Genomic DNA, 26,214 nt, shown 5'->3' with positions numbered 1-26,214 from the left:
GTGGGATTCAAAAGCGGGTGCGGCCATGGCGTCTCGGCCGCACCCGTTGTTTGTTGGATTCTTTCCACCCTCGCCCGGCGGCCGCTTCGTCGGGCTATGGCTCGATGGCCTGCAGCACGCTCATCAGGCGATCGTAATCCTCCCGCAGGAGGATGGCGACCTCCTGGGCGGCCGCCTCCAGCCAGCCCAGATCGTCGCCGCGAGCCGTATAGGCGGCGCGGATGTGGGCGGCCAGCAGCTGCTCGGCCGGCAATTCCCCGCTGGCGTTCAGCAGCAGACGGAAGTACGGCCTCCTCTCCGTGAAGGCCCGCACCTCGTCCGGCTCACAGGCCCATACCGAGTAATGCAACGGCGGCGGCTGGGGCGGCAGCACCTGGCGTATCGCCCCCTCGCCGTCGCGATAGCCGACTAGAAGCGCCCGGAACTCGGTGTGCAGCGTCCGCTCCAGTTGCGGATGTTCTCGGTAGACGGCCTCGTCGAACACCGCGTCGGTGGAGCGGCGCACGGCACGCCGGCCTGGATCGAGGCCGGTGGTGGCGCCGAAGCTGACGATGGCGTAGATGGAGCGGTCGTCCGTGTTGACGCGCACCAGGCTGCCCAGCGCGGGGGGCTGGTGTAACGTGAAGCTCTCCGCCACGAATTCCCGGCTGTTCGTCTCGATGATCTCGCCAATGCGTTCCATCAGATCCCTCGCATTCGTTTGCTTCGGTCCTTCTCCGAGCGGGTGTATACGACGGCACGGTCGGCCAGCTCTCGGGCGACCATCTCCTCCACGAGCTCCCGTTCTCCCATGGTGATGACGGCCTGTTCGTGGGCCTCCACCAGCGCGGGGGGATAGCCGCGCCCCCGCTGGCACTGGTCGTAGATCACCGCGTGAACGCGGTCCAGCAGCGCCGGCGTCTTGGCCACCCACGCGGGCACCTCCACCCGGGCGATCTCCTCCCCGACGTTGAGGTAGAAGAAGTACACTTTTTGCTTCTCGTCGTAATACTTGAGCACCGGGTGGCGGCTCAGGAAGAGGTCGCTGCGCTCGCCGTCCGCCAGGTGTCGGGCGAAGAGGTACCGATCGACCAGCATGGCCAGATCGGCGCAGCGGGCGCGCCCCTGGGAGCGCCGCGTCTCGCAGCGGTTGCAGATGACGACCTCGTCCGGGCACATGCCGACGCGCAGCGCGTTGATCACGTCGTCCGCATTGGGATAGCTGATGTAGGCGGCCAGGGGGACTTGCAGATCCCGCAACTGCTCCAGGGCCTCCCGGTATGGGGCCAGGAATCGCTCGCGCACCTCTCTGGTGATGCCGGGGCTGTCCAGCCCCCACAGGATAAGCGTGCCGTCCCGCAGCGCCACCGCCTCGGGCTGGGTGATGGCTGTCGTGGCGTCCACCAGCGCCGTCATCTCGTCCACGGCCATTTTGACCGCCAGGATGGCCCCCTCCACGGGAAACGTGTGGTGCTCCGGCTCGATGAAGACGTCCTCGTCCCGATAGTACAGGCGGGACGTGGCGTCCATCTCCGCGCTCGGCTGGCTGCCGTAGGAGAGCACGGCGTGGCCCGTGTTGATGATGAAGTAGCGGACGGGGCTATGCCGGTCTGGGCCGTGGGAGGAGCCGTCGGCGGCGATGACGGTGAAATCGGTCGGGCACGGGGGGAGGGGGTACGTCTTGGTGAAGGTGTGCTCCGGGTAGGCGACCAGCCAGCCGGGTCGTGCCTGGCGATCGTCCAGGCGGGCGCGCACCTGTGCCGGGTCCGTCGTGCGCAGCCGCTCCAGGGCCGTCTCCAGCCGCGAGCGGCGCTCGTCGCCGTTGAACGCCAGGACCATCTCGTGGATGGCCTGGACGATGGCTTCCAGTTTCAGGGGCATGGATCGTCACCTGCGGTAGAACAGATTTTCGGTGGATATTATATCCCGAATCGTTGAGACCGCCAAGGTGAGGGATGGCATCGCCTGTGGGTGCGTCGGTGGGGAGAGGCATGGGTGAACCTGCTCGCGGGCGGACATCTTGGCCCGGCGAGGGGACGGAACTTGTTCACGATCCGCGGTTGTGTGCGGGGCGAGCAGGCGGGGGGCTGATGGTCAGGATTTTTATAAAAGGGTGTGGATGAGGGTAATCTCTGCTCGCTGCGTAGACGCGTATAATATCGGTTGGAGCCGCATGTATGCCGATGCGAGACGGTCATCATCAACGCCTCTAGAGGGGACCTACAGGGGCGGACTTGCCGCTTACCCTCCACCCGAGCCGATACGGGAATCGGACCTGTATATGTAGTGGTTGATCCTCTATGAGTCCCCAATATGTTGGGGGCAACCTGCCTAGGGCGTGTTTGAAAAATTTACCGGTAAGGCGTCTGAGAGGCTGCCTCAGTTACCAGCTCCATAGGGGGAGGCGTGGAGGGGACCTCGCGAACGTCGTCGGTCCGCTTTCAGGAGGCTCTGGAGGGATCTGCCCTCCGTGATCGAAAATCATAGGAGGCGCGAGGATGAAGGGCAAATGGATTCTCTCGGGCATTCTGGCGGCGATGCTGCTGCTGTCCTCGGCCTTGGGCCCAAGTCTGGCACAATCCCCTGTGATGGATTACCATGACGTCAGCGAGGCGAGGACGCTGCTGCGGAGGCTGGATGCCGACCCTCACGCTCGGCTGTTTATCATCGGATACTCCTATGACTACCGAAGCAGCCCCAATAGCCCCGTATCCTACCCGATCTACGCCATTCGCATCTCCGCGAACACGCCGGATTCCGTCGAGGACAACCACCGGAAGAACGCCATCCTCTTCGAGTGCGGCATGCACCCTCGGGAGTGGCTGACCTCTGAGAGCTGTCTGATGCTTGCCCAATACCTGGTCGATCATATCCATGACGCCAAAACGGGCGTCCCGGAGCTTCTGCGCGAGGTGGATGTGTGGATCATCCCCATGAGCAACCCGGCCGGGCGGGCTATCGATGATGTTCGCGGGGGTGATCCGAGGCATTACTCCACATCCCCTCTGAGCGCCGGTTGGCGGGGAAATGGGGATACCCGCCTGTGTTCGTACGGGGTGAACGTGGCTCGCAACTTCTCCCGCGGGTTCAACGACGCAGGCGCCCACGTCTATTGCTCCGGGAACTACCGGGGTTTCGCTCCCTTCTCCACCTCGGAGGCCAACGCCTTGCGGGAATTCGTGGAAAACCACGGCATCTCCATGGCGGTGATCCTCCACGCGCCGGGACAGCAGATCTGGAATCAGTGGGGAGGCGGCGATATCGCGGGAAGCTTTATGATCGAGGAGGCCGCGCGCATCTGGCGTGCGGGCTGGTCTGACCCCGCCGATCGAGCCAGGTACGATCTGGCCCGTGAAGGGGTCGGCGGCGGGAACGGCCAGTTCTCAGCCTGGCTCTCGCGTGAATCCACCCGCTCGGACGGAGAGACGGATGCTTCCGGCGGCCCCTGGGGCGTCAGCGGGGATCTTCCCATCGCCGGGGACTTCGATCGCGATGGCGAGGTGGACGACGTGGCCGTCTTCCGCCCGTCGGAGCGCAAGTGGTTCTATGATTACGACCATGATGGCGACACCGATGAGTCTCGAGGGCCCTGGGGGTGGTCGGGGGATCTTCCCATCGCCGGAGACTTCGATCGCGATGGCGAGGTGGACGATGTGGCCGTCTTCCGTCCGTCGGAGCGTAAGTGGTTCTACGATTACGACCATGATGGCGACACCGATGAGACTCGGGGGACCTGGGGATGGGACGGGGATCTTCCCATCGCCGGGGACTTCGATCGCGATGGCGAGGTGGACGACGTGGCTGTCTTCCGGCCCTCGGAGCGCAAGTGGTTCTACGATTACGACCACGACGGCGATACCGACTACAGCGTAGGGACGTGGGGATGGAGAGGGGATCTTCCCATCGCCGGGGACTTCGATCGCGATGGCAGGGTGGACGACGTGGCCGTCTTCCGCCCATCGAAGCGGATATGGTTCTACGATGTCGACCATGATGGCACGACAGACCACGTGAGTGGCCCTTGGGGGTGGAGTAGGGATCTCCCTGTCGCCGGGGATTTCAACGGCGATGGCAGAATGGATGATGTGGGCATCCTCCATCCTCCTACCCGCATGTGGTACTATGACGTTCGTCACAATGCTACCGTTCGCCAGCCGGACGAGGGGACCCTTCGCGCCGTTCAGACCATCATGGTCGAGTTGCCCTTCGCGGATCATTCAGAGTGCGGTCAATTCGGCGACCCTATAGGGGTCTGTAACGGATCCCTCGATTACAACAATTACTATGGGGGCCCCTATCAGGCTGCCAATGGGGACGGGAGCAACACCTTCCACCCTTCCGGCACCGCGATCCGAGATCTGATCCAGGATAGCTTCATCCCCATGGCCAAGTATCTGATCCGGCAGAGTCGTTCTCCGGGCTGCCCCACCCGAAGCGATGGCTCTCCGGAACTCACCAAGTGTCCCCACCGGGACTTTGGGATCGTAGCGGCGAAGATCGCGAGGGGCGGCGACGAGGCAGGCCAGCTCAAGAGCTATCCGGCTCAGCGAACGAGCTGGGAGAAGATCTCCCCCGCGTATGAGGAACTGCCGGCGGGTCACGTGCTGTTCTATAGGGCGCAGAACTTCAGCCGAAGGGTGGCAAGCTTCGATGTCCAGGTGCGGGTGGAGTGGGTGGAATGTCAGGGTACGGATTGCTGGGAGATGGTTGATACACGCCATCGTCGCTTTGCGAACGTGCCGGTTCAAGGGGCGGTCTCGGACGCGATCATCCTGAACCTGAAGGAGGACACCGATTACACGATCACCGTAGAGGTCCGCCCCAGTGGCGGATTCGAGTCCGGTGCCCGGGATGACTTTGCGCCTAACGACAAGAAGATCTTGAAGTTCCGCAGCAAGACGCGCTCCATACGGCATGTCCTCTCCTTGCCCCTGTTGTTGCAGAACGACTAGCCCCATCCCCCCGCAGGCGGGATTCGTCCCCTTTTCGCCTGCGGGGGGATGATGCGGCGATTGCCCTCTCCTTTCCCGTTTAGCCCTTTCCCTTTTGTTGTATTTGATGCATGGCTATCTGTGTGCGCATCAAATGCATCAATTACCTAATTATCTAGTGGATCTCGTGATTTGTGATGCAAACACATGAGATAGATCATATTCGTTGACGGGGAATCGTGTTATATATTTCACGCAGTCGTGAATCGTGCCACAGGAGACGCCGGGGGAGGACGTATGTCAGACCTACTCACCACACGCCAGCTTCAGGAGATGCTGCAGGTCGACCGGACGACGATCTATCGCATGGTCGGCAGCGGTCAGCTGCCCGCCGTGCGGGTGGGCAACCAATGGCGCTTTCCCCGTGAGGCGGTTGAGCGGTGGCTACAGGGGCATACCGTCGCCGGCACACCGCCGTCGGCGGAGGCCACGATCCCATCCCCGCAGCCGTCTGAGGATGCGCACAGCCTCTTCCCTTTGGAGTGCGTGCAGCAGATTCAGGACGCCTTTGCCGATGCCCTGGGCGTGATGATCGTCGTCACTGATCTGGAGGGGCGTCTCATCACGCGGCCCAGCAACCCGTGCGGGCTTTACACGGCGGCCGATCAGGTGCCCTCAGCCCATAGCCGATGCATCGAGCTGTGGGTGCGGATGGCCCACAACCCCACCTTGCAGCCGCGCTTCATTCCCAGCCATCTGGGGCTCTTATGCGCTCGCGGCCTGGTGCGGGTGGGGGCGGAGCTGAAGGCGATGGTGATCATCGGCGGGATCGCGCCGGACCGGTGGCCTCCCTCGGAGGAGGAGATCGAGCGGATCGCCCAGGACCTGGGCGTCCCCGTCGAGGTGCTACAGGAACACATTCACGAGGTGCATCGGCTGAGCGAGGAGGAACAGGCGCGCGTGCTGCCCTTCGCACAGCGGATCGCCGACATCATGTCCCATATCGCGATGGAGCGGTATGCGTTGCTTGACCGCTTGCAGCGCATTGCAGAACTGACCGTTCTGTGATCTTCGAAATTGGGTGAAAGGAGCGAACAGATGAAGCGGGTGTTGATTCTCGGGGCGGGAACGGCCGGAACCATGGCGGCCAATCGTTTGGCCCAGGAGTTGGATCGAGACGAATGGCGGATCACCGTGGTGGATCAGGAGGAAGTTCACTATTACCAGCCGGGGTTCCTGTTCATCCCCTTTGGCATCTATAGCAAGAACGACGTGGTCAAGCCGCGGCGGGATTACCTGCCGCCCGGTGTGGACGTGATCATCTCCGAGATCGAGGTCATCGAGCCCGATCACAATCGGGTGCGCATCAAGCGGGAGAATCGCTACCTGTACTACGACTATCTGATCATCGCCACGGGCACCCGGCCCCGGCCGGAGGAGACGCCCGGCCTGCTGGGACCGGAGTGGCATAAGAGCATCTACGACTTCTACACGGTGGACGGGGCCGTGGCGTTGGCGCGCCACCTCCGCACCTGGCAGGGGGGCCGTCTGGTGCTCAACATCGTGGATATGCCCATCAAGTGTCCCGTGGCCCCGTTGGAGTTCCTGTTCCTGGCCGACTGGTTCTTCCATGAGCAGGGCATCCGTGACCGGGTGGAGCTGAGCCTGGTCACCCCGTTGCCGGGCGCCTTCACAAAGCCCAAAGCCTCCGAGGTCTTGAGCTACATCTTGCAGGATAAGGGCATCGAGGTGGTCCCGGATTACCTCATCGAGCGGGTAGACCCGGAGAAGAAGGTCATCGTCTCCTACGATGAGCGGGAGATCCCGTACGATTTGCTGGTGACGATCCCGCTGAACATGGGCAGCGATGTGATGGAGCGCTCGGGCATCGGGGACGATCTGAACTATGTGCCCACAGAGAAGTACACCCTGAAGGCCAAGGACTTCGACAACATCTTCGTCCTGGGGGATGCGACCGATCTGCCCACCTCCAAGGCCGGATCGGTGGCTCACTTCGAGGTCGACGTCTTCGTGGAGAACTTCCTGCGCTACATCGACGGCCTGGATCTCCGCCCGACCTTCGATGGGCACGCCAACTGCTACATCGAGTCGGGCTTCGGCAAGGGGATCCTCATCGATTTCAACTACGACGTGGAGCCGTTGCCGGGCAAATACCCGTTGCCGGGCGTGGGCCCGTTCTCCCTCCTCCAGGAGAGTCGACTGAATCACTGGGGGAAGATGATGTTCCGCTGGATGTACTGGAACATCCTGCTGAAGGGGAAGCAGCTGCCCATCACCGCCCAGATGACGATGGCCGGAAAGTGGAGCTGAGGAGGCATGGCGATGGAACAGGCGGTGCAATCGGCGACGGTGGAGGAAACGCTCACGGAGCTCAACGCCAAGATCGACGCGCTGACCGAGCAGGTGGCGTTCCTCACGGAGCAGGCGCGAGCCGCACAACGCCGTCAGCAGGAGTGGGATGAGCTGAAGCAGGACATGATGCCCATCGTTAACGACCTGTATCTGCTCAGCGTGGAGCAATTGCAGGAGGTGGAGAGCTACGTCCAGCTGGAGGACATCCTCCATCTGTTCAAGCGCCTGCTGCGGAACGTCCGTAACTTGGAGCTGTTGTTGGATCAGCTGGAGAGCCTTCAGGACTTCCTGGCGGACGCGGGCCCGTTGACCCGGGACGCCACCTTGCACCTCATCGAGATCATGGATCAGATGGAGCGCAAGGGATACTTCGCCTTCCTTCAGGAGGCCATGCGCATCGTCGATGTGATCGTGACCTCCTTCACCCCGGAGGATGTCCGGCTACTGGGGGACAACGTGGTGCTCATCCTGAACACGGTGAAGGAGATGACCCAGCCGGAGATCATGCGGCTTCTGCACAGCCTCACCAGCGCGTATCGGGAGGCGGAGACCCGCCCGGAGGCGTTGCCTTCCTCCACGCTGGACCTGGTCAAGCAGATGCGCGATCCGGAAGTTCGGCGAGGGTTGGCTTTGACCATGCAGATGTTGAAGATCGTGGCCCAGAATCAGGCCCGGGCGGCCGATTGAGGCGCTCGGGATGGTGCCACGCTGATCATGTGGATAACCCATCATTTAACAGAGAGACAGGGAGGATCAATCATGGCGACGGTGGATTTGACGAAGGTGCAGTTCGATGCGGAGGGGTTCATGGTGAACCCGGACGATTGGACGCCGGAGATCGCCGAGGCGCTGGCGGAAGAGGAGGGGATTGCCCCGTTGACCGACCGGCACTGGGAGGTGATCAACTTCGTGCGCAAGTACTACCAGGAGAAAGGGGAGCCGCCCACGCTGCGGCGGATCACCAAGCTTTCGGGCGTCTCCACGAAGGAGCTGTATCAGCTCTTCCCGGGCGGGCCGGCCAAGAAGGTGGCCCGGCTGGCCGGGCTGGGCAAGCCCAAGGGATGCATCTAATAGGAGAACCGGAGGGGGTATCACGATGGCGAACGACGGAAACGGGACGGCCACGCGCAAGCTGGCCATCATCTGCTCCAAAGGGACGCTGGACATGGCGTATCCGGGCCTGGTCCTGGCCAACGCCGCCCGCATGCTGGGCATTGAGGCCATGATCTTCTTCACCTTCTGGGGCATGGACATCATCCATAAGGAAAAGGTGGACCGCCTGAAGGTGACGCCTGTGGGCAACCCCTCCATGGGCATGCCCATGCTGTTGGGGGCGCTGCCGGGCATGACGGATATGGCCACCATGATGATGCGGAAGAAGATCGACGAGCTGGACCTGCCGCCCGTGCGGGAGTTCCTGGAGATGCTCCATGATGCGGGGGCGAAGCTCTACGGTTGCCGCATGGCTGCAGACATGATGGGGCTCACCAAGGACGATCTCGTCCCCTGGGTGGAGGATATCGTCGGCGCGATGGAGTTCCTGGAGATGGCCGAGGGGGCGCAGATCATCTTCGTCTGAGGATCTGGCTTTCGAGATGTGGAGAAAGGGCCTCGCCCGATCGGGCGAGGCCCTGCTTTTTCCGATGGGATCGGCTCTGGTTGCCGGGGAGGGGGGCGGTGCTGGGGCCCCATCTCCGGCGAGCACCCCGTCATGTGCGTGTCATCGATCTTGCCGACCGAACCGGCCGGCGTCCTACGGCGTTCATCTGGGGGTGTCGAAGCGCCTCGTCTCCAGGACGATGGTCTCCTCTTCCATGAGGATATCCGGATCGTCCCAGCCCTTCCACTCCATCAACTGCGGGAAGGCCCGTCGGTAGATCAGCCGGACCCGGATGGTGGCCTGTCCCACGCCGGGCGAGGCGAAGATGTAACGGCTGACGTCGGTCGCCATGGCCGGGATGCGGGTGTCGGACACCACGCGGATGGGCCGCCAGTAGGCCGCCGTCGGGGACTCGCCGGTCCACAGATCCTCCAGGATCTTGGCGAACCCACGCCCGGGCTGGCCTGCGTAGTCGCCGGCCCAATCGGGCAGTGTGGGACCTCCGAGCGGCAGCAGCGGGTTGCCCTTCGCGTCCGTGGCCTCGAGGACCAGCAGCATATTCCGCATCGGCGCGCCGGTGGGGACGTGATGCCCGGTCTTATCGTTCGTGATCTGGACCTCGACCGCGATGGTGTCCCCTTCCAGCTGGGCGGTGGCGGTCATGGTGACGGAGTTCTGGAGCAGCTCCTGATCCTGGGCACCCGGCATGCGGTGATTGTGGATGCGATCGGGGCCGCGGCGCAGCCCTCCCTTCTCCGGGAGGACGAAGGAATCGTAGTCCACGGTGGGCATGTGGCAATCCTGGCAGGTCTTGCCCGTCTCCGGATCGCTGTATGGGCTCTCCAGCCACTCTCCGTAGGAGTTATAGATCACGACCCCGCCGTATTTGCCGTCGACTGCCCCGAACACCCCTCGGTGGCAGGGCGCACAAAACGCGCTTTCCTTCTGCAACGGCAGGTAGGTGTCCACGTCCGCTGCCACGTCGTCCAGGGGGCCGAAGAAGATCTTCTGTCCCTCCTCAGGACGATACAGCCGCATGGACAGAATGCCGGGGCGGTCCGTGTGAGGGAGCTTCGTCTTCGGATCGAGGATCACGTCCCCGATCTTATGACAGAAGTCGCAGGTGATCCCCTCCGCTGCCACCCCGGTCAGCCCGGTGGGGTCGATGCCCTCCAGGCGGAACCCGTAGCGGGGCAGGGTGGACCTCGTCTGGGCGGCCCTCTGCTCGGTGTGACACCCCTGCCAGGCGCAGGTCTGCAGCGGGGCGGATTCGGCCAGCGGCGTGTGACAGGCCGCGCAGTTCCCCGCCCGGTCCGGGAAATCGAGCTTGTATCCCGGCCCGTAGTACGGCTGGTCGGGGTCGGGGGGCAGGACCCCGGCGGGGCCATATCGCGTGGGTGGGCTCTGGTTGCCGTGCACGTCTGTGCCCTTGTACATGGTCAGGAAGCGGGGATTGACCGCGGTTTGGGAATGGGCGTCGTCCTTCCACTCCGGGTAAGCCATGTGGCATTCGCTGCAGATCTCGGAGCTTGCCCAGGAGTAATCGAGGTTGTCGCCGGTCGAGAAGCGCTTCAAGGTGATCGTGACGGGTTCGGCCCCGGGGAGGGCGTTGGCCCATCCAAAGTAGTATCCTTCCGCCCATGCGGTGACCGTGACGGGTTCCGTGGCGACGATCCCCTTCAGTATGAAGGATCCGTCCTCCGCCGTCGTCGTCTTGTTCTCCGTGTTCTGCACGCGCACCACCGCGTCGGCGATGGGTCCCTCCGCATCGCGGACCACGCCGGTGATGATATCCTCCTGCGAGCGCGGTGCCGGTTGGGGCGCAGAGGCGAGAGATCGTGTGACCACGCCCCCGGCCGCCATGAGGGCGAGGGTGATGAGTAGGGCGAGCGCGAAACGTCGTCTCACAGCATCCTCCTTCCGTTCCCTTCTAAGCCGGATTCGTCCCCGTCTCCTCCGCCATGCGGCTTCCCGGATAGCTCACGCCGATGGGGAGCCGGGCCGCCCGCCCGCCGATGATGGGGAGGGGGGTGGCCTTGGCGCGCAGCGCGTTCACCATGCCGATGATCCAGGCTATGGCGATGTAGATGTAGACCAGTATGACCAGGGCGAACAGGGCGGCCGCGGAGATGGGGCCGATTAAGGGGATCCAAGAGAGAACCCAGGCGACGATCGCCCACACGACCGGCGCCCCAATGGCCAGCACGGTGAGCGCGATCGATTGCTTGGCGTGGTACACGGCGAATTCGTCCTTGCGATGGAAGAGGAGCACGTATAGCCAGCCGAATATCCCGAACAGGTAGGCGAGAAAGGCGAGGTATCGTTTGGGCCCGTGCACGTTTAGCCTCCAATTCCCTGCAGACTGAGCTCGTTGGCCCGGTGGCAGCTGACGAAGCGTTTGGGCTGGACCTCTGCCAGCGGGGGGGGCTCGGTGCGGCAGATGTCTTGAACGTAGCGACATCGGGGATGGAAGATGCAGCCGGATGGCGGGTTCGCCGGGCTGGGGACGTCGCCGGGCAGGACGATCCGGGACAGCCGGATGTCCGGGTCGGCCGGTGGCACCGCGGAGATCAGGGCCTCCGTGTAGGGGTGCAACGGATTTCGCAGCAGCGCCTCCGTCTCCGCCAGCTCGACGATCTTGCCGACGTACATCACCGCGATGCGATCGCACATGTACTCCACCACGGACAGATCGTGGGCGATGAATAGCATAGTGAGCCCGAACTTCTCCTTCAGCTCCTCCAGCAGATTCAGGACCTGGGCCTGGATGGACACGTCCAGGGCGGAGACCGGTTCGTCTGCGATGATCAGACGAGGGTTCAGGGATAGCGTTCGGGCCAGGCCGATGCGCTGTCGCTGTCCGCCGGAGAACTCGTGTGGATATCGGCGCATGTAGGCGGGATCCAACCCCACCGCCCGCATCAGCTCCGCAACCCGGTCCTCCATCTCCCTTCCCTTGGCGATGCCGTGGATCACCAACGGCTCGCCGATAATGTCCTTCACCGTCAGCCGGGGGTTCAGGGAGCTGAAGGGGTCCTGGAAGACCATACGCATCTCCCGGCGCAGGGGCTTCATCTCCTTCTGGCTCAGCTTGGCGACATCGACCCATTCCCCGTCCTGCTTGCGGAACCAGATCTCGCCGCCTGTGGGATCATAGAGGCGCAGGATCGTGCGGCCGGTCGTCGTCTTGCCGCAGCCGCTTTCCCCCACCAGTCCCAGGACCTCTTCCGGGTGGACGGAGAAGCTGACGCCGTCGACAGCTTTGATGTAGCCGACGACCCGCCGGAAGAACCCCTGGCGGATGGGGAAATACATCTTCAGGTCTTTGACTTCGAGGATGAACTGGTCACGATCATTCATCTTGCCTTTTCCTAGGTGTAGGCTTGGGCGGGCGCCGTGGCAGCCATTGGGTTGGGACGTAGGGCGGCGCGAGGCCGGGATGTGGGATCTGGCTGCTCCGCCGGGCGCTCAGGCGTCCCTCACATGATGGAGTACGGATCGGCCGCGTCGCGCAGCCCATCGCCCAGGAAGTTGAACCCCAACACGGCGATGATGATGAAGATGACAGGGCTCATGATCCAGGGATGGGTGCCGAGGGTCTGCAGGTTCTGGGCGTTCTTCATGAGGAATCCCCAGCTCACCAGGGGCTCCTGGATGCCCAGGCCGAGGAAGCTGAGGAATGCCTCCGCCAGGATGATCTGCGGGATCATCAACGTCAGCACGACGATGATGTGGCTCAGGGAGTTGGGATAGAGATGGCGGAAGATGATGCGGAGGTCGGAGGCGCCCATCTCCTTGGCGGCCAGGATGAAGTCCGTCTCTCGGAAGGCCATGACCTTGCCGCGCACCTCCCGGGCGAGGATGGTCCAGGAGAGCAGCGCGAAGATGATGGACATCATAAAGAAGATGGTCAGCGAGCTCCATGTGCGAGGGATCACCGCCGTCAGCGCCATCCACAGCGGCAGTTGCGGGAAGGAGTTGACGAACTCCACGAAGCGCTGCAACAAGGTGTCGATCCAGCCGCCGTAGTAGCCGGAGACGACTCCCAGCACGGAGCCCACCGCGATGCTGACGAAGGTGGCGAACAGGCTCAAAGACAGGGAGACACGTCCCGCACGGCAGGATCTGCCCCACAGATCTCGTCCCATCTTATCCGTCCCGAGCAGATAGAGGGTGCCCCCCTCCTCCACGCCGAACAGATGCCATCGGGTGGGGATGATGCCGAACAGCTTGTACTCCCAACTTTGGACGAAGAACTGCAGATGATAGCGGCGGCTCGTGTCCTCGGTCCACTTCGGCTGAAACGTCTCGGGATCGAGTTCGATCACCTGGAGATAGGTGAACGGCCGCAGGTGGAATTTCCCCTCCGCATCGATGAAGTGGATGCGTTGCGGGGGGGTAAAGCTGGCCTGCATGTTCAGCTCTCCTGGATCCGTCGGGGCGAAGAAGTCGGCGAAGATGGCCAGGATGGTCAATACGAGGATCATCAGGCCGCCGGCGATGGCCGCCTTGCTCTTCTTGAACCGCATCCAGACCAGCTGGAAGTAGCTTTCGTGTTGTTCCTTCTCTTCAACGGCAATGGGTTCCGTAGCGGGTGTTGATCGGGCGCTCTGATTCACGTTCTCCATAGCTCAGTCCTCAGGCCACTTATTCATAGCGAATGCGCGGGTCGAGAATGCCCAGGGCGAGGTCGGCCAGCAGATTCCCCACCACCAGCATCACGCCGTACATCAGGAGCAGGCTGCCCGTGATGTAGATATCCTGGTTGATGAGGGAGTCATAGAACAGCGGGCTCACGGTGGGCAGGCTCAGGACGATGGCCGCCTCCAACTCGCCCTGGATCATGTAGGGAAGCACCATTCCCTGATACATGATGATCGGGTGCAAAGCGTTGGGGACGGCGTGCTTGTACATCACGGCCCGTTCCGTCAGCCCTTTGGCCCGGGCGGTGGTCACGTACTGAGCGTTCAGGACGTCCAGCAGATTCCCTCGCATGACGCGCATGTTCCTGGCGACCCCACCCAGCCCGGCGATGACGACCACCGGCCAGATGTGCTCGATGAAATTCAGGAGCTTGCCCCAGGACCAGGGCGCCAACACATATTCGGGTGAGAAGAAGGAGCTCACGTGCTTCTGCCCGAAGGTGAAGACCAGCGTGTAGATGATCACGAGGGCGATCCAGAAGCGCGGCAATGATGCCAGGATGAAAGCTAACAATGAAGCGATGTTGTCGCTCAGGCTGTACTGCCGAGGAGCGACGTAAATGCCGACCAGGATGCCGACGATGGACGAGGTGGCGTGTGCCAGCAGGGCCAGCAGGATCGTCCGTGGCAGCCGTTCGGCGATGAGCTCCCCCACGTCCTTGGAATAGGCCATGGAGTAGCCGAAGCTTCCCTTCGTGACGATCCCCTTGACCCAGTTGAGGTATTGGACGACCATGGGCTTGTCCAGCCCATATCGTTGCCGGAAGATCTCCGCCGCCTTTTCCGCCTCCGTGGCGGACATCCCCCCCTGATTGATCAGCCTCTCCCGATATACGGTGGCGAAGTCCCCGGGCGGCAGCTGGATGACGATGAAGGAGACGATGCTGATCCCGATGAGCACCACGATCGCAAACAACAGCCTGCGCAAGATGTAGTTGATCATAGAGGATGCCTCACCTGTCTATGAGAGTAGGAGGAGAAGTTTGCACCCCTCCTCCTACCTCTCACCAGACATCAAGATCACGATGGTGGAGAGGGCGAAGGCGTTCCCCTCGCCCTCTCGCCGACTCGTTTCCGGATGCTGGCCTACTTCTCGTAGAGCGGGACCACGCCGGGCTTGAGCTGTTGCAGCTGGTCCTCCGGCGCGACCCAGATCCGCTCCGGCACGCAGTTGGCCCACGTCCACTGATAGAGGAACGTCGGACAGGCGACCGGGACGTTCTTGAACCGCTTGGCCAGGGCCAGCCCGTATCGGCCGATCACCACGCCGATGTCGTAGATGTTCTCGGTGAAGATGCGGTTGTACTCGGCCATCAGCTCCTTCCGCTTGTTGGAATCCGGCTCCAGCGCGAACTCCTTGACGATGCGCACCAGTTCCTCCTCAAACGGTCGGAGCTGTCGGGGCTCCTCGCCCTCGCGGTGCCACATGGGGTATTCCTTCGTGATCGGCGCCAGCATGCGAGCGCGGGTGAAGGGGACGGCGTACTCCTGGCCGCCGCGGTAGACCATCATCTCCCACTCGCCGCTGATCTGAGCATCGCCGAGCACGGTGGGCTTCGCCGGGCGGAAGTTGACCTGGATGCCGACCGCACCCAGCATGGGCACCAGCGTCTCCGCGATGCTGACGGAGGCCTCCTGGTCCTCGGGGGCGAGCAGGGAGATCACCAGGTCCTGGCCAGCCAGCGGGCCGGTGGTCCAGTTCAGGATCCCGTTGCCGTCGGTGTCCTTGAAGCCCAGCTCAGCCAGGAGGGCCTTGGAGGTCTCCGGGCTGTAGGGATAGTAGACCACCGACTCCCGATCGAAGTAGGGCGATCCGGGATAGAGGCCACCCGGCCAGGCCCGCAGGAAGGGACCACGGATGATGGCCTGTGCGATCCCGTCCCGGTCGATGGCCTGACTGACAGCCCGGCGGAAGCGGATGTCCCGGAACAGCTCCCGCAGCGCCTTATCCCGATCGGACTTCACCCCCAGGGTGGCCGACTGATTCAGGTGCAGGGAGAAGGCCAGGGTCTCGGGACCCCACTCCACGTAGAAGTGGGCGTCGGGCTCCTGCATCCGCTTCAACACCTCCAGGAAGGTGCTGGGGTTCTCCAGGTTCGTGTGGTCCAGGCTTCCGGCCAGGGTGCCCAACGTGCGGCCCACGCCGGAGGAGCCCTTCTCAAACACGACCTCGTCCAGATAGGGTAGCTGGTTCCCTTCCTCGTCCACCTTCCAGTAGTAGGGGTTGCGGCGCAGGATCATGATCTCGTCGGTTTTGTACTCCACCGCGACCCACGGGCCCATGGTGACCGGAGGCAGCTTGTCGGGCGGCCAGGCCTTCTCGAAGCTCACGTAGTCCATCTCCGGATTGTACTTGGGATGGAGCGGCTTCCAGATGTGGGCCGGCGCGACGTAGAAGTCGTACTCGTCCATGTCGAAGAGCTTCTGCACCGGGAAGGGCACCGGGAAGGTCCACTTGATGGTGTAGTCGTCGATCTTCTCGAGCGTGATGTCCTTTCCGTCGATCTGCCAGGAGGTGCGGGAGGTCCAGGAGTTCACGTTGGGATCCAGGATGATGTCCTCCCAGGTGAACATCACGTCGTCGGCGGTGAAGGGCTCGCCATCGGACCACTTGGCACCCTCGATCAGGTGCATGGTGAGCTCGTAGCCGTCCTCCGACCACTCCCAGCTCTTGGCCAGGTTGGGCAGGGGCTCGATCTTGTCCTTACGCATGAAGATCGGCCCGCTCACCACCAGGGCCTCCTCGTAGATGATGTTGATGCCGAACCAGCCCTGGGTCTGGCCGGCGGCCAGGTTCCACCCTTCCGTAGGGCAGGCGGAGAAGTCACGCCAGAGGCCACCATACGCTCCGATTCCATCCGTCATACCGGCCTTCAGGAGCACCTGCGGCTCCTTGGGCAGTCGCTCCTCCACGGGAGGCAGGAGGCCCTTCTCGACGAACTCATCCATCCAGGCCGGCTGGTGGTACTCGGGGAGCGCCTTGTAGGTCAGGATCTCGTCGAGGTTGTACTTCACGGGCTCTCGGCCGCCGGGCATGGGCTTGCCTTCCGGATAGGGGACCGGACCCTGCAGCTCGACGGCGGGCGCCTCCTCAGCGGGCGCTTCCTTCGTTGGTGTCGCCGCCTCGGCCGGCTTCTCCTCCGCTGGAGCGGGTGTTGGGGCGGGTGCCGATGGCTGGCAGGCCACCAACACGAACGACAGGATCACCAAGAGGTTCAGAGCGATCCGAAAGGATTTCATGTTTTCTCTCCTTTGCTCGAGCGTAGTGGCTTCGAATGCTCGCCTCCGGAAACGATGCCGACCGTGGAGTGCCGACGCGAGGAAGTGAGCGGCCGGATCGTTTCCTGAAAACGCGTTTCCCCTAAATGACATCTGGCGCTTCGTTGGACCCTCACATAACGATCCCCCCTTTCCGTTCGATGCTCCCCCCGGGAGAGTAATGGATTCGCCTTTCGATCCTTCTTTCAGGTGCGCCTGTGCCCCTCTTTGCTGCGTGGGGAGCTCTTCTTGATGATCTCTATGAGCCTGCAGATGGATCGCTTCGCCTGTGATCGGTGATCGTCGGACGCCCGAGGGCGATCCAAATCATTCGTAAAGCCAGCAGGAGGCCAGATGCCCCGGCTGCACCTCCTTCAAAGTGGGATGCTCCTCGGAGCAGATGGGCATCGCCTGCGGACAGCGGGGTGCAAAGGAGCACCCCGGGATCACCTCCGTGGGGGAGGGGACGATCCCCTTGATGGGGATCAGTTTGCGCTTCCTCCCGAACACGGGAATGGACTTCAGAAGCCCGGATGTGTAGGGGTGCAGAGGGTTATGGAAGACCTCCCGCACGTCCGAGTACTCCACGATCTTTCCCAGGTACATGACCGCCACATAGTCGGCCATCTGGGAGACCACGCCCAGGTTATGGGTGATCATGATGATCGATGAATCGAAGTCCTCCTGAAGCTCACGCATGAGATCCAGGATCTGCGCCTGGACGGTGACGTCCAGCGCGGTGGTGGGCTCATCGGCGATGAGAATGGAGGGATTACAGGAGAGGGCCAGGGCGATCATGACCCGTTGGCGCATACCGCCGCTCATCTGGTGGGGATACTCGTGCAACCGCCGCTCCGGGTCGGCGATCTGGACCTTATGCAGCATCTCCAGGGCCCGCTCCATGGCTTCCCTGTGGCTCACTTTCTGATGTAGTTGCACCGCCTCGGCGATTTGGGATCCAATCGTGTACAGGGGGTTCAGGGAGGTCATGGGTTCCTGGAAGACCATCGCGATCTCGGCGCCTCGGATGCTTCGTATCTCGGCTCCACGGGGATCCAGCGAGGCCAGGTCCACGATGCGCTGGCCGCCGTTGCGTCGGAGGAGGATCTCGCCGTCAACGATTCTACCGGGAGGGGACTGGATCAGCCGCATAATGGACATGGCCGTCACGCTCTTCCCACACCCGCTCTCCCCAACCAACCCTAAAGTCGTCTTTCGCTTCAGCGACAGATCCACCCCGTCGACCGCTCTGACCGTACCTCTATCGAGGAAGAAGTACGTTTTGAGGTTGTGGATCTCCAAAATTGTGTCGGGATCTGTGTGTATCGAGGGCGTCATGGCGTTCGCAAATCCTTGGGCATGGTAAATCCTGAAACCTGATCTGGGTAAAGAGAGATTGATATTCCGAGGCGCCTGTTGTGCGAGAGGGGGTGGAACCCATCTAAGGAACGCCCCAGGAAGTGGCGCCTGTATTATACCTTACCCCTTCCATCCTTGTCAATGCGATATGCCATATAGGACATACATCGGAGGATCATCGGCCCGGCCGCCGACCTCGTCCCTTGGCCTAATGATCCCCGGCCGATGGGGGCTGGGATCGGCACGGGCCCTCCGAAGGGGCTGAGAGAGGTGGGTGCAGGCCGGAAAAACGGGGTCTCTGTGGAGAGGAGGTCCCCTCCGCACCTCTCTCTGTGGGCTTGCGATAGGCCTCGCGGAATTTCTGCCATTACCCCGCCGAGAAAGGCGGTGACGAGATGCCCTCGTTGTGTTACAATGGAAGGGAGGTATCCTGTGGGCACAGGGAGGGAGCGGATAACCGAATAGCATCGGCGACGACGTTGCACCAGACGGGGCCGGGTTTTGCGTGTGCGAAGGGCACGCCACGGTGGCGTGATGAGGTAAGGTGCTCGGTGCGACCGTGACCGGGCTGAGATCGACGTCAGAAGGGCAAAGGAGGCTATCATGACGTCCAGAAGTGCGCAATCCGATACGGCTCTTCGCGTGACGCGGCGATTGTTGGATGACCTGTTGGGGGACGCGGCGGCCCGGACGGTAGCCGTCCGGCTGTGGGACGGCTCCTACTGGCCTGATGATGCACCGCGTCCCGTCACGATCGTCCTGAAGCATCCGGGCGCGCTGCGGGCGATGCTTTGGCCTGGCACGGAGCTGGGGCTGGCCGAGGCGTACCTGTACGACGACTTCGACATCGAAGGGGACATCGAGGCGCTGTTCGGCGTGGCGGACGCCTTGACCCAGAACCTGGACGATTGGACGAAGAAGGTGCGCGCAGCGCGTGACCTGTTGCGCCTGCCGTCCGGCGATGGTCGCCGGGTCGGGCGGCGCGGCCCCGCCCGGCTGCGCGGGAAACGCCACTCCATCGAGCGTGATCGTCAGGCCGTCACGTATCACTACGATGTCTCCAACGATTTCTACGCGCTCTGGCTGGACCGGCGCATGGTGTACTCGTGTGCCTACTTCCATACGCCCGATGAGGATCTGGACACGGCCCAGGAGCGCAAGCTGGACTACATCTGTCGCAAGTTGCGATTGCAGCCGGGCCAGCGTCTGTTGGACATCGGATGTGGTTGGGGAGGGCTGGTGATCCACGCTGCCCAACACTACGGCGTGGACGCCACCGGCATCACCCTCAGTCAGCCGCAGGCGGATCTGGCCAATCAGCGTATCGCCGAGGCCGGGCTTGCCGATCGATGCCGGGTGCTGGTGCGTGATTACCGGGAGGTGGATGAGCCGGAGGCATACGACGCGCTGGTGAGCGTGGGGATGTTCGAGCATGTGGGCGAGGCACTGCTGCCCACCTATTTCGCCCAGGCCCGGCGCTTGTTGCGGCCCCGTGGCGTCTTTCTGAACCACGGCATCGCCAAACGCCTGACGGATCCTCCCCCCAAGGGGCCCACTTTCTCCGACACGTATGTATTCCCTGATGGCGAGTTGGTGCCCATCAGCACGACGTTGCGGGTGGCGGAGGAGTGCGGGTTTGAGGTCCGGGATGTGGAGAGCCTGCGCGAACATTACGCGCTCACGTTGCGGCATTGGGTGCGTCGGTTGGAGGCTCATCACCAGGAGGCGTTGCAGTTCGTGGACGAGCCGACCTATCGCGTCTGGCGTCTCTTCATGTCCGGCTCCGCTCACGGGTTCACCGTGGGGCGGCTGAACGTCTATCAGGCGCTGCTGGTCAAGCCGGACGAGGATGGGCGCTCTGGCCTCCCGCTCACGCGCGAGGATTGGTATCGCGCCCGCGAGGAGCCCGCACCTCAGGTGGCGTGACCGGCCTTCTGGGCGGGAGCTCGACGAAACCTATAGGGGGTCATCGCGCGCGTTTCTTGACAGCCCCCCGGGGTTGCCGTATCCTGGGGGGCTGTTGGCTTATCTGTGGGGATTGAGCCCGCCTCGCATGAGACACAAAGTGATCTGCATCCTGTGGGTGCTTACTTGTCTTGCAGGTGGACTTGCGTTATTATTGTCACGTCTGGCAGGGATCGGCGGGGATCGGCCCGCCCGTGAGGTGGGCGCTTCTCAACGGGTTCGCCGGCGTATCCCCGTTGCCGGATCGCTCTGGAATTCGTGTTCCTCTCCGGGGAGGGCATACTGGGATGTCTGGGCTCTTGTGCCCCGCTTCTCGGGCGTCTCCTCAGGGAGGAGCTTGGATGGTGCCCCAGGGGGGATTGCCCCGAAGTGAAAACGTCTCGAACTTCGTGATGTCGTACATTCGCATGTCTGTTGACATCCTGGCTTCGCCTTTGTTTCTAGCCCCACGGCGACATCGCATAGCTTGACACTACCAGGCCGAACGTCCACAGGACACAAGCGAACATCTGAAAGGGCATAGCGTTCTTGCCCTTCTGGAATGCTGGCATCCACGCGAGCATGCCTTGCAACGGGGGGGATCGCACAAGTGAATTGTTCTGACCGACATCTGGCGGCTGTGCTTCGGGTGATCTCGGAGACGAACCAGTTACGTGACCTCGACGACGTCCTGAGAAATGTGGCCAGCATCCTTGTGGAGTATCTCGGCTTTGAGTCCTGCTGGATCGGATTGCTCGGTAAGAACTCCCAGGTCCTGGAGGGTCGGGCTGGGGCTGGAGCGATCGCCCTGAGTCGGGTGCGGGATCTGCGGCTGTCCGTGTCCTCCCCGTCCCAGATCCCGGCAGTGGCGGCGGTCGCGGAAAGACAATCCCTGATTTTGCTCTCCAATGGTGCGTCTGCCCCCTCGGAGGTGGAAGCCGCCATACACCCCGCCCCTTTGGGGAGCCGGGCTTATGTGCCCATCCTCGATTCGGAGAAGGTGCACGGCGTGATCTGCGTGACCCGCGATGCTGCCTCCCCCATCACCGCTGAGGACATGCAGGTTTTGGAGGCCATCGCCCAACAGGTGGCCATCGTGGTGCGGAACGATCACCTTCTCGCTCGCTTGCAGAAGGAGGCGCGCCGTTGGGAGGGGGTGGCCACCGCGTGCGAGGCGGTGCATCGCAGCGTGGCCCTCACCGATGTATTGGAGGCGATCGCCCGTGGCGTCGTCGATGCGTTAGGGTTCCGGATGGCCGTGATCAACGTGCGCCAGAACGATATGTTTGACGTCATGGCCATCGTGGCCCCTCCCGAGGCGGTAGAAAAGCTGTCCGGGCAGCAGATCCCCTGGTCGGAGTTCGCCGACCTGATGCAGGAGAAGTTCCGGGTCAGCCGCTCCTATCTGATTCGACACGATCAGGTGGACTGGGGGAAGCTGTCTATGGGATCCCGTATCTATCGCCCGAACCTGCCGGAACGCGGGGAAGGGTACTGGCATCCGGATGATATGCTCCTGATCCCCATGTATTATGACGGCGAACTCATCGGGATCCTCTCCGTGGATGACCCCGAGGATGGGCTGATCCCCAGCATGAGCGCCATCCAGACGCTGGAGGTCTTCGCCAACCAGGCGGCGGTGGCCATCGCCAAGGCCAGGCTGTTCGATGAATTGCAGGCCCGCAATCAGGAGTTGGACGCCTTCTCCTACTCGGTCACCCACGATCTGAAGACTCCGCTTACCACCGTGCGAGGGTATGCCGAGGCGTTGAGCATGATGTACGGGGAGCAGCTGGGCCCGGAGGGGCGGGAGCTGACCCAGCGCATCCAGGAGGGGGCGGATCAGATGGCCACCATCATCGATGATCTGCTCATGCTGGCCCGGGCGAGTCGCCTGTCCGGGCCGGCCGAACGGGTCGATCTGAACTGCATCCTCCGGGCGGTCCTCCGGCGCTTTAATGAGGTGCTGATCGAGCGCAATGTGCAGGTGGAGGTGGGCTCCGATCTGCCGTTCGTGTGCGGCCATACGACCTGGGTGGAGCAGGTGTTCGCGAATTTGATCGACAACGCCATCAAGTACGCCGGGCGTGAGAACGATGCTCCGCATATCGTCATCGACGGCCGGCAGGAAGGGGAGATGGTCCATGTGTGGGTGCAGGATAACGGGCTGGGGTTCGCACCCGAACAGTGCGCTCAGCTCTTCGATATGTTCTCCCGCTTCCACGAGACGGAGGCCCCGGGCACGGGGTTGGGGTTGACGATCGCTCAGCGGGCGATTCAGCGCATGGGAGGGCGGATCTGGGCGCACAGCGCGGGGCCCGGGCAGGGGAGCACGTTCCATGTGTTGTTGCCGGCGAAGTGCGATGTGTGTGACTCGCAGACGGGAGATGCGCCATCGGAGGAGCGACGGGGTTGTGATGGCGCTCGATTGCGTCGGGCGGGGGATAAAGGGGAGGGATAGGGAAGCCCGTGTGCTCGCCGGCTCACATTAGGTATTTCGAGGCCTGCATTCGCATGTGCGGGCCTTTTGCTTTCCTGGGATGTATCGGAAAGCGTACCGGCGGCGTGTCTTCCTGCATCTCACAGCCACACGCTGTCGTCGAATTTTTTGACCGCGGATATCCATTGCGCTACACTACGGGGTGGATACCCCCAACGTGTATTCGCATGAGAATGTGTCTGAAAAACACACCACGAAGCCACGAAGACACCAAGAAGGGCATGAAAAGGAGGATATCGAGGCTGCCCCCCTGTGGAGCTGGTCGTTGAGGGAGACCCCTCAGACATCTCGCCGGTAAATTTTCAGACGCGTTCTGAGGAGAGGATGATGCCGAGCAAGACGTTTCGAGTTCCTAACATCAGTTGCGGACATTGCGTGATGACGATCCAACGGGAGGTGGGCGAGCTGGAGGGCGTCGTCTCCGTGAAGGCGGACGAGGCCACCAAGATGGTGACGGTGGAGTGGAACGAGCCTCCCGCCAGCTGGGAGCGGATCCGCACCCTGTTGGAGGAGATCAACTATCCTCCCGAGGATTGATTCGGAAGGGAGTATGGCGGAGAAGCGGGTGACCCTGCCCGTCGCGGGGATGCACTGTGCCAACTGCGCGGGCACCATCGAGCGCAACCTGAAGAAGCTGACGGGTGTGCTTGATGCCCATGTCAACTATGCGACGGAGCGGGCGACGGTCGTTTTCGATCCGTCGGCGGTGGGCGAGGACGCGATCATCCGCAGGATCAAGGACGTGGGATATGACGTACCCACAGCCCGGGTCGAGCTGCCCATCACCGGCATGACGTGTGCCAACTGCGCGGCGACCGTCGAGCGGACCCTGCGGAAGCTGCCGGGCGTGGTCGATGTGGCCGTGAACTTCGCTACGGAGAAGGCGACGGTCGAATACGTCCCGGGCCTGGCGTCCCGCTCCGACCTGGTGGCGGCCGTTGAGCGGGCGGGCTATGGCGTCGTCGAGGCGCCCGCCGGCCAGTTGGAGGATGCGGAGCAGGCCGCCCGAGAGGCGGAGATCCGGGATCAGACGCGCAAGTTCTGGGTGGGCGTGGCCTTCTCCCTGCCGCTGTTCCTGCTCAGCATGGCCCGGGACCTGGGTTTGCTGGGGACGTGGGCGCATGCGCCCTGGGTGAACTGGTTGATGCTGGCCCTGGCCACGCCGGTGCAGTTCTACGTCGGCTGGGACTACTACGTGGGCGGCTGGAAGGCGCTGCGCAATGGGTCGGCCAACATGGATGTGTTGGTGGCCATGGGGTCCTCCGCCGCCTACTTCTACAGCCTGCCCGTCACCATCGCGCTCACGCTGGGCTCCTCTGCCCTAGGCGAACACGTCTACTACGAGACGGCGGCGGTCATCATCACCCTCATCAAGCTGGGGAAGCTGCTGGAGGCTCGCGCCAAGGGTCAGACCAGCGCGGCCATCAAGAGGCTGATGGGGTTACGGGCCAAGACGGCGCGGGTGGTGCGGGATGGCGTCGAGGTGGACATCCCCATCGAGCAGGTGCAGGTAGGGGACGTGGTCATCGTGCGCCCTGGCGAGAAGATCCCGGTGGACGGCATCGTCATCGAGGGGCACTCGGCGGTGGACGAGAGCATGCTCACCGGCGAGAGCATGCCGGTGGAGAAAGGCCCGGGCGATGAGGTGATCGGCGCCACGCTGAACAAACAGGGGATGCTGAAATTCGAGGCCACCCGGGTCGGCGCCGAGACGGCATTGGCCCAAATCATCCGGCTGGTGCAGGAGGCGCAGGGGAGCAAAGCGCCCATCCAGCGTCTGGCCGATCGGGTAGCGGGCGTCTTCGTCCCGGTGGTGATCGCCATCGCCCTCGTCACCCTGCTGGTGTGGTGGTTCGGCGTGGGCGTGGGATTCACGCCGGCGATGATCCGCATGGTCGCCGTCCTGGTGATCGCCTGCCCGTGCGCCCTGGGCCTGGCCACGCCGACGGCCATCATGGTGGGGACGGGCAGGGGGGCCGAGCAAGGGATCCTGTTCAAGAGCAGCGAGGCCCTGGAGCGGGCTCACGCCCTGAAGGTGATCGTCCTGGACAAGACCGGCACCATCACCCGGGGGGAGCCGGAGGTGACGGACGTCATCGTGATCGATGGGCGGTCCGGGGGCGGCGATCGTGAGTCGGAGATCTTGCGCCTGGCGGCCTCGGCCGAGCGGGGCAGTGAGCACCCGTTGGGCGAGGCCATCGTCCGGGCGGCTCAGGCTCGCGGCCTCCCGCTGGCGCAGCCGGATCGGTTCGAGGCGATCTCCGGCCAGGGGATCATCGCCCAGGTGGAGGGGCACCAGGTTCTCGTGGGAACCCCCGCGCTGATGGCCGGGCGCTCCGTGCATCTGGATGGCCTGGAGGGGGTGGCCCGGCGATTGCACGCTGAGGCCAAGACGGCCATGTGGGTGGCGGTGGATGGCGAGGTCGTGGGGATCATCGCCGTCGCCGACACGGTCAAGCCGGGGTCCCGGGAGGCGGTGGCGGAGATGCGCCGGTTGGGGCTTCAGGTCGTCATGATGACGGGCGACAACCGAGAGACGGCGGAGGCGATCGCCCGTGAGGTGGGGGTTGACCGGGTGCTGGCGGAGGTCCTCCCGGGCGACAAGGCGGCCGAGGTCAGGCGATTGCAGGAGGAGGGCGTTGGGCTGGTGGGGATGGTGGGGGATGGCATCAACGACGCGCCGGCGCTGGCCCAGGCGGATGTGGGATTCGCCATCGGCACCGGGACCGATGTCGCCATGGAGGCGGCGGATGTCACCCTGATGCGGGGCGACCTGCGCTCCGTGCCCCAGGCGATCGCTCTGAGCCGGGCGACGATGCGGATCATCAAGGAGAACCTGTTCTGGGCCTTCTTCTACAACGTCATCTTGATCCCCGTGGCCGCCGGGGTGCTGTATCCCTTCACCGCGTTGCCCATGATGCTGCGGGCGCTTCATCCGATGCTGGCCGCTTTCGCCATGGCGTTCAGCAGCATCACCGTGGTGAGCAACAGCCTGCGGCTGCGGCGGGTTTCGCTCAGCATTTGACATGCCAGTGGAAATGCATATAATGCGGAGCAATGCGAGGTCTGAGCGAAAGGTGCAACGAGATGCATTTGAATGCATTTGAGTGGAGGTCGGGACGAGCTTTTGTATGGATGTGTACCTGTCGCCGGCGGGGGCATCAAGCATCGCGGCCGGTAGACAGGTGATGCGTATGGGATAAAACCGATACCGACCCGATGTAGGTGCCCCTGCGAGTATGGTGATACCATCTCGGGGGCAGGGTGAAGGTACGTATGATACGGAAGCCTGGGACTGCTCCCAGGCTTTTTTGTATTCGGCGGAGGTGAGGTAGATGGCTCGTTTCTCTACGCGTTGCATCTGTATGAGGCGGGGGCAATAGGCACCTCGTCTCGCGACCATCGTTGGCGCGAATCGCAAGGGCAGCGACGGGGGCAAGTCCTGTTACCCCCGCGCGATCGTTGACGAGCGGATATGCGCTGGCCATTGGCCAGTTCATGATCGGCTCCCCATGTGAGGGGCGGAGTGGGTTGGGCGCCCGCCAGGGTTGCGCGCCGGCGGTGTGT

19 protein-coding genes are annotated in these 26,214 nt (G+C 63.2%); 10 read left to right on the top strand and 9 right to left on the bottom strand.

The window, feature by feature from the left end:
• Window positions 1–94: 94 nt before the first annotated feature.
• Together GXP39_01625 and GXP39_01620 are read right to left on the bottom strand one after the other, a co-directional pair.
• Entirely contained in the window at window positions 95–682 is a 588-nt protein-coding gene (locus GXP39_01625) for a hypothetical protein (GenBank protein ID NOZ26740.1), read from the bottom strand.
• Window positions 682–1,860 carry a DNA double-strand break repair nuclease NurA gene (locus GXP39_01620; GenBank protein NOZ26739.1) on the bottom strand — a complete coding sequence of 393 codons (1,179 nt, stop codon included), beginning with the start codon at window positions 1,858–1,860 and terminating at the stop codon, window positions 682–684. Before GXP39_01620 ends, GXP39_01625 begins: the two co-directional genes overlap by 1 nt.
• Before the next feature lie 617 nt (window positions 1,861–2,477).
• On the opposite strand from GXP39_01620, the gene GXP39_01615 reads away from it, so the two are divergent.
• The 6 genes from GXP39_01615 to GXP39_01590 all read left to right on the top strand — a co-directional run bounded on the left by GXP39_01615 (window position 2,478) and on the right by GXP39_01590 (window position 8,862).
• A complete protein-coding gene (locus GXP39_01615) occupies window positions 2,478–4,931 on the top strand; it encodes a hypothetical protein (protein NOZ26738.1) in 2,454 nt (817 codons plus the stop codon).
• Window positions 4,932–5,207: 276 nt separating this feature from the next.
• Window positions 5,208–5,978, top strand: coding sequence for a helix-turn-helix domain-containing protein (locus GXP39_01610; GenBank protein NOZ26737.1), 771 nt, complete (start codon window positions 5,208–5,210; stop codon window positions 5,976–5,978).
• A gap of 30 nt (window positions 5,979–6,008) precedes the next feature.
• Complete coding sequence (locus tag GXP39_01605; GenBank protein ID NOZ26736.1) at window positions 6,009–7,241, top strand: NAD(P)/FAD-dependent oxidoreductase; 1,233 nt, start codon at window positions 6,009–6,011, stop codon at window positions 7,239–7,241.
• Window positions 7,242–7,253: 12 nt separating this feature from the next.
• Window positions 7,254–7,970, top strand: a complete 717-nt coding sequence (locus GXP39_01600; GenBank protein NOZ26735.1) for a DUF1641 domain-containing protein — start codon at window positions 7,254–7,256, stop codon at window positions 7,968–7,970.
• A 72-nt stretch (window positions 7,971–8,042) separates the two neighbouring features.
• The gene (locus GXP39_01595) at window positions 8,043–8,354 is read left to right on the top strand and encodes a TusE/DsrC/DsvC family sulfur relay protein (protein NOZ26734.1); all 312 of its coding nucleotides are present in this window, start codon (window positions 8,043–8,045) and stop codon (window positions 8,352–8,354) included.
• A 25-nt stretch (window positions 8,355–8,379) separates the two neighbouring features.
• Window positions 8,380–8,862 carry a hypothetical protein gene (locus GXP39_01590; GenBank protein ID NOZ26733.1) on the top strand — a complete coding sequence of 161 codons (483 nt, stop codon included), beginning with the start codon at window positions 8,380–8,382 and terminating at the stop codon, window positions 8,860–8,862.
• A gap of 183 nt (window positions 8,863–9,045) precedes the next feature.
• Here GXP39_01590 and GXP39_01585 read toward each other — a convergent pair whose 3' ends face one another.
• The 7 genes from GXP39_01585 to GXP39_01555 all read right to left on the bottom strand — a co-directional run bounded on the left by GXP39_01585 (window position 9,046) and on the right by GXP39_01555 (window position 18,182).
• On the bottom strand, window positions 9,046–10,791 hold the full coding sequence (locus GXP39_01585) for a hypothetical protein (protein NOZ26732.1): 1,746 nt from the start codon (window positions 10,789–10,791) through the stop codon (window positions 9,046–9,048).
• A gap of 22 nt (window positions 10,792–10,813) precedes the next feature.
• Window positions 10,814–11,221, bottom strand: coding sequence for a hypothetical protein (locus tag GXP39_01580; GenBank protein NOZ26731.1), 408 nt, complete (start codon window positions 11,219–11,221; stop codon window positions 10,814–10,816).
• A gap of 2 nt (window positions 11,222–11,223) precedes the next feature.
• Window positions 11,224–12,243: an ABC transporter ATP-binding protein gene (locus GXP39_01575; GenBank protein ID NOZ26730.1), complete on the bottom strand. Its 1,020-nt coding sequence runs from the start codon at window positions 12,241–12,243 to the stop codon at window positions 11,224–11,226.
• Between the two features lie 119 nt (window positions 12,244–12,362).
• Window positions 12,363–13,511, bottom strand: coding sequence for an ABC transporter permease (locus GXP39_01570; GenBank protein ID NOZ26729.1), 1,149 nt, complete (start codon window positions 13,509–13,511; stop codon window positions 12,363–12,365).
• Window positions 13,512–13,530: 19 nt separating this feature from the next.
• Window positions 13,531–14,529 (bottom strand): ABC transporter permease, encoded by a 999-nt coding sequence (locus GXP39_01565; GenBank protein ID NOZ26728.1) that lies wholly within the window; start codon window positions 14,527–14,529, stop codon window positions 13,531–13,533.
• Between the two features lie 143 nt (window positions 14,530–14,672).
• Window positions 14,673–16,826 carry an ABC transporter substrate-binding protein gene (locus tag GXP39_01560; protein NOZ26727.1) on the bottom strand — a complete coding sequence of 718 codons (2,154 nt, stop codon included), beginning with the start codon at window positions 16,824–16,826 and terminating at the stop codon, window positions 14,673–14,675.
• A 345-nt stretch (window positions 16,827–17,171) separates the two neighbouring features.
• The gene (locus GXP39_01555; protein ID NOZ26726.1) at window positions 17,172–18,182 is read right to left on the bottom strand and encodes an ABC transporter ATP-binding protein; all 1,011 of its coding nucleotides are present in this window, start codon (window positions 18,180–18,182) and stop codon (window positions 17,172–17,174) included.
• Between the two features lie 624 nt (window positions 18,183–18,806).
• Here GXP39_01555 and GXP39_01550 point away from each other — a divergent pair.
• From GXP39_01550 to GXP39_01535, 4 genes are all read left to right on the top strand, one after another.
• Window positions 18,807–20,129, top strand: a complete 1,323-nt coding sequence (locus tag GXP39_01550) for a class I SAM-dependent methyltransferase (GenBank protein NOZ26725.1) — start codon at window positions 18,807–18,809, stop codon at window positions 20,127–20,129.
• A 628-nt stretch (window positions 20,130–20,757) separates the two neighbouring features.
• Window positions 20,758–22,608 (top strand): GAF domain-containing protein, encoded by a 1,851-nt coding sequence (locus tag GXP39_01545; protein ID NOZ26724.1) that lies wholly within the window; start codon window positions 20,758–20,760, stop codon window positions 22,606–22,608.
• A gap of 366 nt (window positions 22,609–22,974) precedes the next feature.
• Window positions 22,975–23,184, top strand: coding sequence for a heavy metal transporter (locus GXP39_01540; protein NOZ26723.1), 210 nt, complete (start codon window positions 22,975–22,977; stop codon window positions 23,182–23,184).
• Between the two features lie 13 nt (window positions 23,185–23,197).
• Window positions 23,198–25,672, top strand: a complete 2,475-nt coding sequence (locus GXP39_01535; protein ID NOZ26722.1) for a copper-translocating P-type ATPase — start codon at window positions 23,198–23,200, stop codon at window positions 25,670–25,672.
• The last annotated feature ends 542 nt before the right edge of the window (window positions 25,673–26,214 follow it).

It is taken from the genome of Chloroflexota bacterium (genome assembly GCA_013152435.1).
Lineage (GTDB): Bacteria > Chloroflexota > Anaerolineae > DUEN01 > DUEN01 > DUEN01.
This window is presented reverse-complemented; position numbering and strand designations above follow the sequence as displayed.

What these genes read in the sequence shown, in the direction of transcription:
- GXP39_01625 (NOZ26740.1), bottom strand. Translation starts at nt 682, where the DNA reads ATGGAACGCATTGGCGAGATCATCGAGACGAACAGCCGGGAATTCGTG.
- GXP39_01620 (NOZ26739.1), bottom strand. Translation starts at nt 1,860, where the DNA reads ATGCCCCTGAAACTGGAAGCCATCGTCCAGGCCATCCACGAGATGGTC.
- GXP39_01615 (NOZ26738.1), top strand. Translation starts at nt 2,478, where the DNA reads ATGAAGGGCAAATGGATTCTCTCGGGCATTCTGGCGGCGATGCTGCTG.
- GXP39_01610 (NOZ26737.1), top strand. Translation starts at nt 5,208, where the DNA reads ATGTCAGACCTACTCACCACACGCCAGCTTCAGGAGATGCTGCAGGTC.
- GXP39_01605 (NOZ26736.1), top strand. Translation starts at nt 6,009, where the DNA reads ATGAAGCGGGTGTTGATTCTCGGGGCGGGAACGGCCGGAACCATGGCG.
- GXP39_01600 (NOZ26735.1), top strand. Translation starts at nt 7,254, where the DNA reads ATGGAACAGGCGGTGCAATCGGCGACGGTGGAGGAAACGCTCACGGAG.
- GXP39_01595 (NOZ26734.1), top strand. Translation starts at nt 8,043, where the DNA reads ATGGCGACGGTGGATTTGACGAAGGTGCAGTTCGATGCGGAGGGGTTC.
- GXP39_01590 (NOZ26733.1), top strand. Translation starts at nt 8,380, where the DNA reads ATGGCGAACGACGGAAACGGGACGGCCACGCGCAAGCTGGCCATCATC.
- GXP39_01575 (NOZ26730.1), bottom strand. Translation starts at nt 12,243, where the DNA reads ATGAATGATCGTGACCAGTTCATCCTCGAAGTCAAAGACCTGAAGATG.
- GXP39_01570 (NOZ26729.1), bottom strand. Translation starts at nt 13,511, where the DNA reads ATGGAGAACGTGAATCAGAGCGCCCGATCAACACCCGCTACGGAACCC.
- GXP39_01565 (NOZ26728.1), bottom strand. Translation starts at nt 14,529, where the DNA reads ATGATCAACTACATCTTGCGCAGGCTGTTGTTTGCGATCGTGGTGCTC.
- GXP39_01560 (NOZ26727.1), bottom strand. Translation starts at nt 16,826, where the DNA reads ATGAAATCCTTTCGGATCGCTCTGAACCTCTTGGTGATCCTGTCGTTC.
- GXP39_01555 (NOZ26726.1), bottom strand. Translation starts at nt 18,182, where the DNA reads ATGACGCCCTCGATACACACAGATCCCGACACAATTTTGGAGATCCAC.
- GXP39_01550 (NOZ26725.1), top strand. Translation starts at nt 18,807, where the DNA reads ATGACGTCCAGAAGTGCGCAATCCGATACGGCTCTTCGCGTGACGCGG.
- GXP39_01540 (NOZ26723.1), top strand. Translation starts at nt 22,975, where the DNA reads ATGCCGAGCAAGACGTTTCGAGTTCCTAACATCAGTTGCGGACATTGC.
- GXP39_01535 (NOZ26722.1), top strand. Translation starts at nt 23,198, where the DNA reads ATGGCGGAGAAGCGGGTGACCCTGCCCGTCGCGGGGATGCACTGTGCC.